Origin of the sequence: Pseudomonas sp. NBRC 111127 (genome assembly GCF_001320345.1) — a bacterium.
In the GTDB taxonomy this organism is placed as follows: domain Bacteria; phylum Pseudomonadota; class Gammaproteobacteria; order Pseudomonadales; family Pseudomonadaceae; genus Aquipseudomonas; species Aquipseudomonas juntendi.
Genome location: NZ_BCBD01000135.1, coordinates 1 through 14,832, shown reverse-complemented (window position 1 = coordinate 14,832; position 14,832 = coordinate 1). Strand labels below are relative to the sequence as shown.

The following is a 14,832-nucleotide window of genomic DNA, read 5'->3' as shown; positions in this document are numbered from 1 at the left end:
GTAGGAACGTGTGGCGGCCGCTTCGCGCATGATTGCCTTGAAACCGGCAGTGGGTGCGGTATCGGCAGGGTCGCGGCGTTGCTCCGGGCTGACATCCAGCGCCTCGAACGCGCGCAGGAAATAGGTGTTCTCGTCGCTGCAGATCATGCCGGCAAAGCGGCCGAAGCGCAGCCGGGCCTCGAAGGTATCGGCGGTGGCGATGGCGGCACCGAGCAAGGTCAGGAAGCTGTCGAGAAAGCGGTGGTCCTGCACCAGGTAGTCGATCATGATCGGCGCCGGTAGGCTGCCGTCGCACAGTTGGGTCACGAAACGGTGGCCAACGGCGGCCGACCAGGTCGGGTGGCTATGGCGGCGCAGGGTCTGGCTGAAGCGTTCGGTCATGGTGCTGTCCTTGTGGGGGGATGGCAGCGAGACCTTGGTACTGGGCATGGACGAGCCTCGCATGTGAGGCCGGCAAAAAGGCAGGTGACGACACGTATCGAGCCCATCCCTTCGCCGGCATGATCCGGATCAGGTTCGAAGGGTCACCGCGCTGCGATGCTCAGCGGTTTCTCAGCCCGTTGCCGGGCTCCCCTTGGTCGCGCTCAGGTATACCGCAGCGTGCCGCTGCTGTACAGCGCGCCCGATCACACCCGGGACAGCCGGGTGATTTAGGTTTATCGTGTAGCCGTCCTCCACCGCCGCTTGCACCATGACCGATATCGAACGCTACCTGCGCGCCGCCACCCGCGACAACACTCGGCGTAGCTATCAGGCTGCCGTCGAACACTTCGAAAGCCACTGGGGCGGCTTTCTGCCGGCCACCGCCGAGAGCATCGCCCGCTACCTGGCCGAGCATGCCGACCAGCATGCCGTCAGCACCCTGCGCCAACGGCTGGCCGCGCTGAGCCAGTGGCACGTTGCCCAAGGCTTTCCCGACCCCACCAAGGCCCCCCTGGTGCGCCAGGTGCTGCGCGGCATTCGTAGCTTGCACCCGGCCCCGCCCAAGCAGGCTGCCCCGCTGCTGCTGCAGCACCTGCAAACGGCGGTCGCCTGTTTTGAAGAGGAAGCCCGCCAGGCCCGTGAGAATCACGACCTGGCCGCCTTGCGCCGCGCACGGCGCGATAGCGCGCTGCTGTTGCTGGGCTTTTGGCGGGGTTTTCGTGGCGATGAGCTGGCGCGCCTGCGCGTGGAGCATGTCCAGGCCGAAGCGGGTGTCGGCATCACCCTGTTCCTGCCACGCAGCAAGGGTGACCGCGAAGCGCTGGGGGTGCAGCACCGCACCCCCGCGCTCAAGGCCCTGTGCCCGGTCACGGCCTACCTGCAATGGCTGGAGGTTGCCGGCATTGCCCACGGGCCGGTGTTTCGCAAGCTCGACCGTTGGGGCAACCTGGGCGACAGCGCGCTCAACAGCAACAGCCTGGTGGGGCTGCTAAGGCGCATGCTGGCACGCGCCGGGGTTCCGGCAGCCTTGTACACCGGCCACTCGCTGCGGCGCGGTTTCGCCACCTGGGCCACCGCCAATGGTTGGGAGTTGAAAGCGTTGATGAGCTATGTGGGCTGGAAAGACGCCAAGTCGGCGCTGCGCTACATCGATGCGGCACAACGCTTCGGCGAACTGGCCGCCCTACCGGCCGGCCATGAGCAGGTGCTCATTCCCTGACGGCTGCGCAGCGCCACAGGCGGGCGATGTCACAGGCCCGCGCCTGCAGCAGCTCAGCGGCATCGGCACATGCCTGCTCCAGGCTCATTGGCCCACTGCTCAGGGCAAAGGCCGCATCCACGCCGTGCGCATACAACTGCTGGTAGCCCTCACCCAAGGTCCCGGCCAGTACCACCACCGGTACCCCGTGGCGCTTGGCGACCCGGGCCACGCCCATTGGCGTCTTGCCGCGCAAGGTCTGTGCATCGAAGCGCCCCTCGCCCGTCACCACCAGATCAGCACCTTGCACCAGGGCATCGAGCCCGGCCAGTTCCGCCACCACCTCTACCCCGGGGCGGAACTGCGCGCCCATGAATGCCCGCGCGGCGAAACCCATGCCACCGGCGGCGCCACAACCTGGGTAGTCACGCACATCCTCACCCAGCAACTGCGCACAGTGGTCGGCAAAATGCCCCAGCGCCTGGTCCAGCGCCTGCACCTGCTGCGGGTTGGCGCCCTTCTGCGGGCCGAAGATCGCCGATGCACCATTGGCCCCGCACAGCGGGTTGTCGACGTCGGCAGCGACCTCGAATTGCACCTCGGCCAGCCGCGGGTCGAGGTCGCTCGCGTCAACACGGGCCAGCTTGGCCAGGGCAAGGCCGCCTTCTTCCAGCGTTTGCCCATTGGCATCCAGCAGGCGCAGGCCCAACGCACGCAACATGCCGCTACCGGCGTCGTTGGTGGCACTGCCGCCAATGGCCAGTACTACGCGCTGTGCGCCGGCAGCCAACGCGGCGGCAATCAGCTCGCCGGTACCCCAGGTGCTGCTGCGGCAGGCATCGCGCTGCCCGGTTGGGACCAGCTGCAGGCCACTGGCCTGGGCCATTTCGATGATTGCCGTGCGGCTGTGCGGCAACCAGCCCCAGCCGGCTTCCACGCTCTGCCCCAGCGGCCCGCGCACGGTCTGGCGGCGCAGCTCGCCGTCACTGGCGGCAAGGATCGCGTCCATGGTGCCTTCGCCACCATCGGCCATCGGGCATTCGACCACCTGCACACCCGGGCAACCCTCACGCAAGCCGGCAGCGATGGCGCGCGCAACCCCGGCAGCATCGAGGCTGTCCTTGAACGAGTCGGGGGCAATGACGATCTTCATGGGGATTCTCCTGTCCTGATGGCGGCATGCTGACAGCTGTGCGCCCAGGCGGCCTCGGTCAAATGCACAAAACCCTGGGTGGGTTGTTTGGGCGGATGCCTTTGGCCTTTGCCGGCGATAGGGCCGCAACAGAGAAATGCTTCAGTCTGCAGGCAACAGCTGCAACCCCAGGTACAAGCTCAGCATGCCTTCCATCCGCAGCGGGTCGACCTCGCCCAACTCGGCAATGCGCTCCAGCCGGTAGCGCAGGCTGTTGCGATGAATGCCCAAGGCATCGGCACAGGCCTGGCTCTGGCCGTCATGGGCACACCATGCCCGCAGCGTGGTCAGCAGCTGGCCGCTGCTGTCCTTGACGCGTATGCGCTGCAACGGTTCCAGCAGTTCATCCAGTGCGTCATCATTGCGGTGGCGCCACAGCAGCGCCGGCAGCCGGTAGCGCTGCAGGCTGAGTAGGCGTTCGCCAGGCAATACCTCACGGCCATAAGCCAGCAAGTCACGCACCCGACGGTAACCCCGGCGCAACTGCTCCAGGCTCTGCGCGGCGCTGCCCAGGGCTAGCCGTTCCACTTCCCAGCCATGCCGTTGCAGGCGTTCCAGCAGGCGCGGCTCATCCAGCGCGACACCCGCCGGGCGGCACCACAGCAACGACTGCCGCGCCGGGCTGACACACCAGCTGTCGGGGTAACGGCTGGTCAACCACGCTGCCAGTGCCTCGGCGGCCGGCCCCGAGGCCAGTTCGAACAAGCACGGCACGCGCGGCAGCTGTGGCTTCAGGCCCAGTTGCCGGGCTTCGTCAAGCAACCGCGGGGAATCACCGCTGCCGCCAAGCAGCAACGCCAACAGGTCGTCACAGCGCTGCCGCCGCCACTGCTGGTCGGCCTGCAAATGGCGCTGGGCCAGCAGCATTTCGGCGGTCATGCGCACCAGTTCACCGTAGGTTCGCACGTGCTGCGGGTCGCCGGTCAGGCCCAGCACGCCCATCAACCTGCCGTCGAGCATCAACGGCAGGTTGACCCCAGGCTGCACGCCCTTCAGGCATTTGGCCGCGTCAGTGTCCAATTCGACGATCCGGCCGTTGGCAAGTACCAACTGGGCGCCTTCATGGCGGGTGTTGATGCGTTCCGGCTCGCCGCTGCCCAGGATCAACCCCTGGCTGTCCATGACATTGACGTTGCACGGCAGAATGGCCATCGCCCGGTCAACGATATCCTGTGCCAGGTCATGGTCGAGTTCGAACATTGCACGGTCCTTAGGGTGTTAGGCTTTTGGGCTCGGGCACAGCAGCCCGCGCCCGGCACTGTGCAAAAGCACAAAGACAGGCACGCCGCAGTCCCCGAGACTCGTCAGGGCGAGCGCCGGCACAGGCGACGCGGCGATAACCATAACAACAGAGAATCCGATCATGGCACACAGCCCAGCCCCTGACCAAGGCACGGACACCACCCGCAACGCGCTGTACCGGCGCATCACCCTGCGGCTGATTCCGTTCATTTTCATCTGCTACCTGTTCAACTACCTGGACCGCGTCAACGTCGGCTTTGCCAAGCTGCAGATGCTCGACGCGCTGAAGTTCAGCGAAACCGTGTACGGCCTTGGCGCCGGCATCTTCTTCATCGGCTATGTATTGTGCGGCCTGCCCAGCAACCTGGCGCTCAACCGCTTCGGCCCTCGGCGCTGGATCGCGCTGATGATGATCGCCTGGGGCAGTTTGTCCACTTGCCTGCTGTTCGTCACCACCCCGACCGAGTTCTATACCTTGCGCCTGCTCACTGGGGCGGCCGAAGCCGGCTTCTTCCCGGGCGTGGTGTTGTACCTTTCGCGCTGGTTCCCGGCAGCCAGACGCGGGCGCATCATGGCCCTGTTCATGTCGGCTATTCCGGTTTCGGGCCTGCTGGGCGGGCCGTTCTCCGGCTGGATCCTCGAACATTTCGCCGCCGGCCAGCATGGCCTGGCCGGCTGGCAATGGATGTTCCTGATCCAGGGCTTGCCGACCGTGGCCCTGGGCATTCTGGCAGTGTTCCTGCTCAGTGACGGTTACCAGAAGGCTGCCTGGTTGAGCGCGGGCGAACGCCAGCTGATCGCCGCAGACTTGGCGGGCGATGCTGCCAGCAAGCCTGCCACTGCCGGCGACAGTGTACTGGCGGTACTGACCAACCCGCTGATCTGGACCTTTGGTTTCGTCTATTTCTGTATCCAGAGCGGTGTCTACGCCATCAACTTCTGGTTGCCGTCGATCATCAAGGGCATGGGCTTCGACAACCCGCTGCTGATCGGCTGGCTCAGCGCCATTCCGTACTTGTTGGCCGGGGTGTTCATGATTCTCTGCGGGCGCTCGGCCGATTTGCGCAACGAACGCCGCTGGCATCTGGTGGTGCCGATGCTCATGGGCGCCGTGGGCTTGCTGATCGCAGTCAACTTCGCCGCCAACCCGGCCATCGCCATCCTTGGCCTGTCCATCGCCACCATGGGCGCGCTCACCGGTCTGCCGATGTTCTGGCCAATGCCCACGGCGCTGCTCAGCGCCAGTGCCGCCGTGGCCGGCCTGGCGATCATCAACTCGGTCGGCCAGATGGCCGGCTTCCTCAGCCCGTACCTGGTGGGGTTCATCAAGGACCAGACCGGGTCCACCGATGCCGCCCTGTATTCGTTGGCGGCACTGATCGTGCTCGGTAGCCTGGTGGCGCTGCGCGTGACCAGGGCCGGTGCACTGAGTGCTGCCCGGGCCAATTGAGTCCAGCGGCGGGCCGCTGCCAGACCACGCCCGCATACTGATGCAACGGGGTGTTCTGGTGGCAGCGGGCCTGGCCCGCTACCACCGGAACACCGATCGTCAGCCCAACGCACCCCCTTCCCACCTCAGGCGTCAAATGGTTCCAAAGGCCCCCTTTGGAGAACCCTCATGACCCAGTACGCCGTGGCCCGCCTGGCACAACTCGACGAGCACCGCCCGTTGCGCGTTCAGGCCGGCAGCGAAGAGATCATCCTCGTTCGCCAAGGCCAGCAGGTACGCGCCTATCAGGCCAATTGCCCGCACGCCGGCGCGCCGCTCGACGAGGGGGTGGTGTGCGCCGGGCTACTGGTCTGCCCGTGGCACAAAGCCGCGTTTGCCGTCGACGACGGCGCAGTCTGCGAACCGCCGGCACTTGCCGACCTGCGCCGCTACCAAGTGTGGCTCAAGGGCGATCAGGTGTGGGTCGATGACCAGCCCATGGCCGCCGTCGAGCCGCCCAGGCACAGCGATGCCCGCTGCTTTGTGGTGGTGGGTGCCGGGGCCGCGGGCAGCGCTGCGGTGGCCGCCCTGCTCAGGCAAGGTTTTGCCGGCCGGCTGGTGTGGATAGACCAGGAGCGTCAGCCCGCCTATGACCGGACCTCGCTGAGCAAATTCGTGATCGCCGGGCAGATGCCCCCCGACGAAGTACCCGCCTTGCTCGACGCCGATGCCTTGCGCCAAGGCCAACTGGAGCGCAAGCATGGCAAGGTGCGCAGCGTTGACAGCCAGCACCGCCAAATCACTTTGGCTGACGGCCAGTCGATCGCGTATGACGCCTGCCTGCTTGCCACCGGCGGTAAGCCCGTGCGCCCGCAACTGGCCGGTATCGATCTGCCTGGGGTGTTCACCCTGCGTTCCCGCGACGATGCTGAGCGCGTGCTCGATGCGGCCGAGCCCGGCCAGCCGTTGGTCATTGTGGGCGACGGCTTCATCGGCCTGGAGGCCGCTTCGGCCCTGCAGGCGTACGGCGCGCGGGTGCATGTGGTAGCCCGCCACGAGATCCCCCTGGCTCGACAGCTGGGTGAACGCATTGGCCGTTGCCTGCGCATGCTGCATGAGGCTCATGGGGTGACTTTTCACGGCCCCACCGAGGTCAAGCGGATCGAAGGCCAGGGGCAGGTCGAGGCCGTGGTACTGGCCAACGGCGAGCGCCTGCAAACAGCCTTGATCGTGCTGGGAACCGGCGTCAGCCCCGCGACGGCGTTTCTGCACGGGGTGCCCCTGGGGGAAGACAAATCGGTGAGGGTCGACGCCGACATGCGTGCTGCCCCCGGCCTGTGGGCGGCAGGGGACATCGCCACATTCCCGCTTGCCGGGCGCCCGGTGCGCATCGAGCACTGGCGCCTGGCGCAGCAACAGGGGGTGATCGCAGCGGCCAACATGCTCGGCGAGCAACGCCGCTACGCCGACGTGCCGTTCTTCTGGACCTACCAGCACGGGGTTACCTTCGAGGCGCTGGGGCACGCACAGGACTGGAACCGCATCGAGTTCGTCGGCGAGCCGGAAACAGGTGACTTCATTGCCCTGCAGTGTGTGAACGAGCAGGTCGAGGCAGTGATTGCCAGGGGGTATTCCGATGCCATGGCGGCGCTCTCGCAGCGTATGAAACAGCCGTTGACCCTGCAACAGGCCCTGACGCTGATCGGCTGAAGGGGCTTGGGTAGGCCCGCCCTCCGATCACAGGCTCAGGACAGCACCTTTATTACCAGCAGATGCACTGGATAAAACAGATAGCCCCAGCGCCCCACTGCCGGCACCCGCCAATCATCATGGCGCAACAGCGCTGAGCCAAGCGCAAGCGCCGAGGCCGCGCTCAGCAGTGTGAGCAGGGTGATCGGTGCCAGCAAATGCGCCTGCAACCAGCTATTGGTCAGGTTGCCGCCCATGGCCAGCAGGCAAGGCAACACCCAGGCCGCGCCGCCCTGCCGGCGCGCCATCAGGCAGGCGCCTGGCAGCAAGACCCCGGGTACCCCATACATCAACTGCCCACTGAACAAAAAACCTGCCAGCCCGGCCGCCAAACCCAGCAAACGCAGCGACAGCAACGGGTAATGCACACCCCAGGCCACCAGCACCCCCAATACCAGCGTCGGCATCACGTTCAATGTCTGCGAGCCGCCGTCCAGCCAGCGATATGCAGGTTCCGACAGCACCGAGAACAGCAGCATCAGCCCCAGGTAGCGCACATTGGCAATGGTATTGAAAGCCCCTGCCCTGGCCCGCTGCACATTCACTGCAATGGCCAGGCAAAACAACGGGAACGCCAGCCTGCCCACCACGAACAGGCCATCGGCTGTGGGCCATAGAAAGCGCAGGTGATCGGCGACCATGGTCGCCATGGCGGTCCATTTGACCAGGTCCAGCCCCGCCGAGCGCAACGCTCAGCGCTCGCGTTCGACAGGGCTGACGCCCAGGTAGCGTTCGGTCCACAGGGCCAACGGCAGCGGTGGTTGCTGCTCGATGACACGCCGCCAGATCAGTACCAGGTCGCGCCTGTTGAACATCGACCCGGGCCCGGTTTGGAAAGCCGCTGGCACATCGACCACCCACTGCCCCTGGCTGTCCCGGTGCGCCATGCGGAAACGGAAGCTGTAGTTGCCCGGGATACCCATGCGCAAGTCCGTGACCACCAGCACGTCGCCGACCTGGTCGTAACGCAACCAGTCATCGGTGAACCAGCGCAAACGCTGATACAGCTCATCGGTGGCCAACACCTGCGCCAACTGCGTGTTGCGCGGCAAGCGCTGCATTTCTGGCGCCTGCCGGTCGAAGGCGCTGCTGATGCCTTCGTAGTAGTCACCCCCGGGCGTTTTCGCCAACACTCGCCAGACCAGGCTGTTGAAGGCAAGGGGCACGGCACGCAGTTCAGTGGTGACGACACCTTGCTGGTCCAGTGCGGCCTGGAAGCGCTGCTCGGCGGCCATGCGCCCGGCAAGGCCGAAACCAAGGTACGCCGTGCTGAACACCAGTGCCAGGGTCAGCAGCCGCGTGGCCCTGGCAGTCACCCCGCGCACAGCCGCGTAGATAACGGCGGCCACCAGGGGCAGGGTATACACCGGGTCAATGATGAATACCGCAGCCCAGCTTTGCGGTGTGACTGGCAGAGGCCAGAACAACTGGGTGCCATAGACCGTGAAGGCATCGAGCAATGGGTGGGTGATCAGCACCAGCCAGAACGCCAGGAACAGCCTGTTCAAGGTATAGCCTTTGTCGGGCCAGCACTTGTTGACCAGCCAGGCCAGCAGCAAGGCCAGCCCGGTGAGCACGAACAGCGAGTGGGAGAAGCCGCGGTGGTAAGTCATCTGCGACACCGGGTCGGCGTAGCGGATGATCACGTCGAGGTCCGGCAGCGTGCCCAACGCCGCGCCATACAATAGCGCGCGGCGGCCTTGCAGGCGGCCAAGAACGGCACCCTGCAGAGCGGCGCCGAGTACAGCTTGGGTAATCGAGTCCAAGGGAGCATTCCTGGCAGGTGGTGACGGGAAACTACCCTCAACCAGGGCCGCTAGGCAATTCCCCGCCTTGTTGCCAGATGCAACGCCGCAAGACCGGGCGGTCAGCCGAGGTCGCCGCCCCCCACCGGCAGGGTCACGCCGGTGATGTATGACGCTTCATCGCTGGCCAGGAACAGAATTGCCCCGACCTGCTCGTCGATGCTGCCGTAGCGGTGCATCAGGCTGCTGTCGAGGGTCTGGTCGACAATTTGCTGGTACCAGCGCCTCTCCTGCTCGGTTTGCTCGGCGGTGTTGCGCGGCACCCGCCGCGGCGGCGCTTCGGTGCCACCCGGCGCGGTGGCGTTGACGCGGATGCCACGGCCAGCGGTTTCGAAGGCCAGGCAAGCAGTCAGCGCATTGACCCCACCCTTGGCCGCACCATACGGCACCCGGTTCACGCCCCGGGTGGCGACCGACGAAACGTTGACAATGACCCCACTGCCGCGTTCGTGCATGTACGGCAGTGCGGCGTGGCAGCACCACAAGGTGGGGAACAGCGAGCGGCGCACTTCGGCTTCTATCTCTTCGGCTGCGTAGTGCTCGAAAGGCTTGGCCCAAATGGTACCGCCCACATTGTTGACCAGTATGTCGAGGCGGCTGAACGATGCTACTGCGCTGGCCATGACCCGGACACAGTCCGCGTGCAGCTCAAGGTCGGCGGTCAGGGTCAGCACCCCCTCGCCGGCCAGTTCGTGGACCAGTTCGGAGCGGTCTACCGCCACCACTTGCGCCCCCTCGGCCTTGAGCCGCCAACACACGCCACGACCAATGCCTTGGGCGGCGCCGGTGACCAGGGCAACCTTGCCTTGGAATCTGTTGTTCATGTTCAAATCTCCGCTTCCCCGCGGTCCCCGTAGGAGCGGGTTTACCCGCGAATGCGTCCGACCAGGCAACGTTGCTGTACCTGCTGGCCTCTTCGCGGGTAAACCCGCTGCTACAGGGGGGCGGTGTCATGCTCGGGGTAAAGGTAATCAGGCCGCGGCCGCGAACTTTTCGTAGTAGAAGTTGGCCGGGGTAATGCCCTGTTCACGCACGTACTGGCTGACCGCTTCGACCATCGGCGGTGGCCCGCACAGGTATACGTCCACATCGCCATCGTTGAGGTGGCCCGGCTCGATGTGCTGGGTCACGTAGCCCTTGTGCGGGTATTGGCTGTCCGGGTTGGCCACGCAGGCGCTGTAGGTGAAGTTGGGGATGCGTGCAGCCAGTGCTTGCAGGCGGTCGAGCTCGACCAGGTCGAAGTCGTTGGTCACGCCATAGATCAGGTGCAGCGGGTGTTCACTGCCCTGCTCAGCGATCTTTTCCAGCATTGCGGTGAATGGCGCCAGGCCGGTACCTCCGGCCAGCAGCAACAGCGGGCGCCGAATCGGGCGCAGGTAGAAGCTGCCCAATGGCCCGGTAAGGCTCATGCTGTCGCCGGCCTTGGCCAGGTTGGTCAGGAAGCCGCTCATCCGGCCGCCCGGCACGTTGCGGATCAGGAAGCTGACTTCGCCGTCCTTCTGCATCGAGCTGAACGAGTAGGCGCGGCTCTGCTCGCTGCCCGGCACCTTCAGGTTCACGTACTGCCCTGGCAGGAACGCCAGGCGGCTCAGCGCTTCGCCCTTGATCGACAGGGCAATGGTGCTGGCCGACAATTGGCGCACATCGCTGATGGCCGCCTCGAAACTGCCCTGCTCGGTCTTGCACAGCTGCGACGACGCCGGAATGCGAATCACGCAGTCGCTTTCGGCGCGCATCTGGCAGGTCAGCACGAAGCCTTCGGCGATTTCGTCTTCGCTCAAGGCATCTTCAATAAAGTTGTCGCCCAGGTCGTAACGCCCGGATTCGGCCTTGCACTTGCAGGTGCCGCAGGCGCCGTCGCGACAGTCCAAGGGGATGTTGATGCCTTGGCGGTAAGCCGCATCGGCGACGGTTTCGTGGCCGGTGGCCTCGATGAAGCGGGTGACCCCGTCTTCGAAATTCAGTGCGATCTGGTAGCTCATGTTGCACCTCGCGGGCGAGCCGACCCACGGCGCGTCGCAAAACGCACCGGGCAGTGCTCGCAAAACCCTGTATCAGATGTGGTAGATGTCGATGACCTGGCGCACATAGTCGTTCTTCAGCACGACCTTTTTCGCCTTGATCAGCGGCTGCTCACCGCGCAGGTCCAGGGTGTAGAAACTGGTGCCAAAGTAACTGTCGGTGGTCTTGTAGCGGAAGCTCAGCGTGTGCCAGTTGAAGCGCACCTTGCAGCTGCCCTCCCCCTGTTCCACGATCTCGATGTTGCTGATGTTGTGCGAGGTGCGGGTATCAGGGACGGTCGCACTGGAGCGCTCGGTCTTGATGCGGAATATGCGGTCTTCCAGGCCACCACGGTTGCCGTACCAGATCAGCGAGATTTCGCTTTGTGGGTCTTCGGTCAGGCTGTCGTCATCGTCCCAGCTCGGCATCCAGAAGCTGGCGTCGCTGGCGTACAGTTCCAGCCACTGGTCCCACTGGGCATCGTCCAGGTAGCGCGCCTCGCGGTAAAGGAAATCGCGCACGGTTTCATGCAGGCTCATTGCACGGCCTCCACGGGGATCAAGTGTTGTTCGTCCTTGAGGGCGCGGACCATGGTGGCCTGCCAATACTTGTGCTGCAGCACGAACAGGCCTTCGTCCTCGGTGCGCACGCCAGACAATAGCGGCTGCAGTCCGATCTCTTTGGCCGCCGCATCGGCGCCTTCCACCCAGTGCGCCGCACCGCGGGACATGTCGTTCCAGCCAGTGCCGCCGCCATAACCAGTCTGGCACGAGCGGAACTCTTCCAGGTCGTCCGGGGTGGCCATGCCGCTGACGTTGAAGAAGTCTTCGTACTGGCGGATACGCTTGGCCCGCGCCTCGGCGCTCTCGCCTTTCGGCGCTATGCAATAGATGGTGATTTCGGTCTTGTTCACCGAAATCGGCCGGGCAACGCGGATCTGCGAGCTGAACTGGTCCATCAGGTACACGTTCGGGTACAGGCACAGGTTGCGCGAGTTCTCGATCATCCAGTCGGCCCGGGCCTGGCCGAAGTCGGCCGCCAGCTGCTCACGGCGCTCGTAGGCTGGGCGGTCCTCGGGGTTGGCCCAGCGGGTCCACAGCAGCAGGTGGCCGTGCTCGAAGGAATAGAAGCCACCGCCCTGCTTGGCCCAGGCGCCAGCGCTCATGGTCTTGATCGCGTCACCGGCCTCGCGCTGCTTGCGCTGGTTCTGGGTGGCGGCGTAGTTCCAGTGCACGGAGCTGACGTGGTAGCCGTCGGCACCGTTTTCGGCAGTGAGCTTCCAGTTGCCTTCATAAATGTACGAGCTGGCACCGCGCAGCACTTCCAGGCCTTGCGGCGACTGGTCGACGATCATGTCGATGATCTTCGCCGACTCGCCCAGGTGCTCGACCAGCGGCTTGACATCGGCATTCAGGCTACCAAACAGGAAGCCGCGGTACGACTCGAAGCGCGCCACCTTGGTCAGGTCGTGGGAGCCGTCGCAGTTGAAGCTGTCGGGGTAGCCGGCATTGCTCGGGTCTTTTACCTTGAGCAGCTTGCCGCTGTTGTTGAAGGTCCAGCCGTGGAACGGGCAGGTGTAGCTGGAACGGTTGCCGCGCTTGTGCCGGCAGAGCATGGCACCGCGGTGGCTGCAGGCGTTGAGGAAGGCATTGAGCTCACCGTCCTTGTTGCGCGCGATGAAGATCGGCTGGCGCCCCATGGTCAGGGTGAGGAAGTCATTGTTCTCGGGGATCTGGCTTTCGTGGGCCAGGTAGATCCAGTTGCCCTCGAAGATGTGTTTCATCTCCAGGTCAAACAGGCGTGGGTCAGTGAACATCTCGCGCTTGCAGCGGTAGATGCCCTTTTCACGGTCGTCCTCGAGCATAGCATCGAGGTAGTCGAATCCCAGGGACATGGCCAGGGTCTCCCTTGTTATTGTTTAGACCTGGTCAGGTTAGGGATTGGTATGGGGCGGGAATATCCGGTTTGTGCGGGGTGCTATCCGTCTTGTGCAGGTGGATGTGAAAGGTTCAAGGGCCTCTTCGCGGGCATGCCCGCTCCCACAGGTACTGTGTATCCCTCAAAGGTCAGGAATTCCTGTGGGAGCGGGCGCGCCCGCGAAGAGGCCGGTGTGGTTCAGCGCCGATTACGCAAGGTTTCCGAGGGCAACTCGCCAAACTGCTGCCGATACACCTCGGCGAACCGCCCCAGGTGCAGGAAGCCATAGTCCATGGCCAGTTCGGTCACACTGCGTACCGAACAACTGACATCGCTGAGGCAGGCATGCACCTGCTCCAGCTTGCGCTGGCGTACATAGTGCTTCGGCGTGGTCTGCAAGTGCCGTTCAAACAAGGCATACAACGAACGCACGCTCATGCACGCCTGCTCTGCCAGTGCTTCGGCGGTCAGTTCAACTTTCAGGTTACGGTCGATGTGGTCGATGATCCGCTCAAGGCTCGCGCCCGGCGAGCCCAGGCTTTCGCGGCGGATATTGGTGTTCATCAGGGTCAGCAGCTTGCTGGCGACAATTTGGCTGTAATGGCCCTGCACCCGCGGCAGCGAATCGCTCACCTCCGCCTCATGGCAAACCATTGCCAGCAGGTTGACGAAGCCATCCAGTTCATCCAGCCGATAATGGTTACGCAAAAAGCGCACGCCGCCGTCGGGTCGGTGCCAGCGCTGTTCATCGCAGATTGAATCGAGCAGTCGCGCAGGCACCTTGAGAATGAATTTTTCGCAGTCTTGCGAATAGGTCAGGTCAACCGGGTCATCGGGGTTGATCAGCAGCAATTCGCCCGGTACCAGGTGCTGTTCACCCTTGTGTCCGCGCCACAGGCAGTTGCCGTTGAGCAGTACTTGCAGGTGGTAGATGGTTTCCAGCGCCGGGGAGGTTACCCGCACGCTGCCGCCGTAGCTGATGCGGCACAGGTCGAGTTCGGCGAATTTGCGATGGCTGAGACTGGCCTGGGGGTGGGTGGTGCGCGACAGGCCGATGCAATGCTGGCCGACATGCTGGTTGACATAATCGGACACAGCATACGGGTCGGCGTGGTGAAACACGCTACTGCGCTCGCTCAGCAGGCGGTTTTCCATAGGCAAGGCACTCGGCATCGTTATTGTTCTGGTCGCCGCTTCCTACGGCCTTGTGGGGCTGTGGTTGCGGTCGTCACGGTCATTCTATCGGGCCGGTTGCAGGTCGCGGGGGCAGGCGACAGCCGGTGGATGAGCACACTTAAGCAAAAAGGCGGGGGTTGGGCAATGCAGCGTTGGGATTGGCTGGGCGGATAGCGGACACGCCAAGTTTGATTGGTGTTCGGTAATCGAACTCATTTTGCAGGTCTGGCCCTATCGCCGGCAAGCCAGCTCCCACCTCGACCGCATGGGCCTCAAGCCCGGTGCAGTATTCATGCAAACTGGATTGCTCCAGTCCAGGCAATACAAAACAGTTGCTTGCACAGAGATACCGCTAGCCTTCAGGCCCCGTGGTCCTGTGGGAGATTCTAGGGTATCTGGCAAGGGTAGCCGCAGCACCTTCAGCGCCTGTGAGATCGAGCGCCGCCCGCGCGGCGCATCGCGATGCTGCGCTCGATGGTGCAGGCGCTGCAAATCTTGTGGCAACCACCAGTCAGCCCTGATGCAATCCCTGTGGGAGCTGCCTTGCCGGCGATAGGGCCGGTGAATTTTCGCAGCGTTCTGACTCAGTGGACCGCCACATCCTGCCGGCCTGCCCAGCCCTGGCTGCGTGCCCGGTACTGCCGCGGGGCAATGGCGAACAACTCACGAAAGCGCCGGTAGAAATGCGGGAAGCTGACAA

13 protein-coding genes and 1 riboswitch are annotated in these 14,832 nt (G+C 64.4%); of the genes, 3 read left to right on the top strand and 10 right to left on the bottom strand.

All coding sequences use genetic code 11. The annotated features are described in order from the left end of the window. The coding region (locus APH30_RS20770) for a TenA family protein (RefSeq protein WP_177333764.1) at positions 1–381 on the bottom strand (381 nt) is incomplete at its 3' end. A gap of 89 nt (positions 382–470) precedes the next feature. Then, positions 471–585, bottom strand: a riboswitch (TPP riboswitch). Between the two features lie 106 nt (positions 586–691). On the opposite strand from APH30_RS20770, the gene APH30_RS20765 reads away from it, so the two are divergent. Beyond that, positions 692–1,642: a site-specific integrase gene (locus APH30_RS20765; protein WP_054904714.1), complete on the top strand. Its 951-nt coding sequence runs from the start codon at positions 692–694 to the stop codon at positions 1,640–1,642. Here the strand turns inward: APH30_RS20765 and APH30_RS20760 are convergent. Continuing rightward, entirely contained in the window at positions 1,632–2,774 is a 1,143-nt protein-coding gene (locus APH30_RS20760) for a glycerate kinase (RefSeq protein WP_029886212.1), read from the bottom strand. The genes APH30_RS20765 and APH30_RS20760 overlap by 11 nt on opposite strands. Positions 2,775–2,915: 141 nt before the next feature. Then, complete coding sequence (locus tag APH30_RS20755) at positions 2,916–4,013, bottom strand: sugar diacid recognition domain-containing protein (protein WP_054913633.1); 1,098 nt, start codon at positions 4,011–4,013, stop codon at positions 2,916–2,918. 163 nt (positions 4,014–4,176) lie between these two features. On the opposite strand from APH30_RS20755, the gene APH30_RS20750 reads away from it, so the two are divergent. Both APH30_RS20750 and APH30_RS20745 read left to right on the top strand, forming a co-directional pair. Then, a complete protein-coding gene (locus tag APH30_RS20750; protein ID WP_054913632.1) occupies positions 4,177–5,505 on the top strand; it encodes an MFS transporter in 1,329 nt (442 codons plus the stop codon). Positions 5,506–5,673: 168 nt separating this feature from the next. Beyond that, on the top strand, positions 5,674–7,194 hold the full coding sequence (locus tag APH30_RS20745; RefSeq protein WP_054913631.1) for an FAD-dependent oxidoreductase: 1,521 nt from the start codon (positions 5,674–5,676) through the stop codon (positions 7,192–7,194). 35 nt (positions 7,195–7,229) lie between these two features. Here the strand turns inward: APH30_RS20745 and APH30_RS20740 are convergent, their stop codons facing one another. The 7 genes from APH30_RS20740 to APH30_RS20710 form a co-directional block, all read right to left on the bottom strand. After that, positions 7,230–7,922, bottom strand: a complete 693-nt coding sequence (locus APH30_RS20740) for a TraX family protein (RefSeq protein ID WP_054913630.1) — start codon at positions 7,920–7,922, stop codon at positions 7,230–7,232. A gap of 3 nt (positions 7,923–7,925) precedes the next feature. Then, the gene (locus APH30_RS20735; protein ID WP_054913629.1) at positions 7,926–8,999 is read right to left on the bottom strand and encodes a metal-dependent hydrolase; all 1,074 of its coding nucleotides are present in this window, start codon (positions 8,997–8,999) and stop codon (positions 7,926–7,928) included. A gap of 101 nt (positions 9,000–9,100) precedes the next feature. Next, positions 9,101–9,862 carry a 1,6-dihydroxycyclohexa-2,4-diene-1-carboxylate dehydrogenase gene (locus APH30_RS20730; protein ID WP_054913628.1) on the bottom strand — a complete coding sequence of 254 codons (762 nt, stop codon included), beginning with the start codon at positions 9,860–9,862 and terminating at the stop codon, positions 9,101–9,103. Positions 9,863–10,009: 147 nt separating this feature from the next. After that, positions 10,010–11,020, bottom strand: coding sequence for a benzoate 1,2-dioxygenase electron transfer component BenC (gene benC / locus APH30_RS20725; protein ID WP_054913627.1), 1,011 nt, complete (start codon positions 11,018–11,020; stop codon positions 10,010–10,012). A 72-nt stretch (positions 11,021–11,092) separates the two neighbouring features. Further along, positions 11,093–11,578: a benzoate 1,2-dioxygenase small subunit gene (gene benB, locus APH30_RS20720; protein WP_054913626.1), complete on the bottom strand. Its 486-nt coding sequence runs from the start codon at positions 11,576–11,578 to the stop codon at positions 11,093–11,095. Next, positions 11,575–12,933, bottom strand: a complete 1,359-nt coding sequence (gene benA / locus APH30_RS20715) for a benzoate 1,2-dioxygenase large subunit (protein WP_054913625.1) — start codon at positions 12,931–12,933, stop codon at positions 11,575–11,577. Before benA ends, benB begins: the two co-directional genes overlap by 4 nt. Before the next feature lie 221 nt (positions 12,934–13,154). Then, a complete protein-coding gene (locus tag APH30_RS20710) occupies positions 13,155–14,111 on the bottom strand; it encodes an AraC family transcriptional regulator (protein WP_054913624.1) in 957 nt (318 codons plus the stop codon). Positions 14,112–14,832 lie beyond the last annotated feature (721 nt).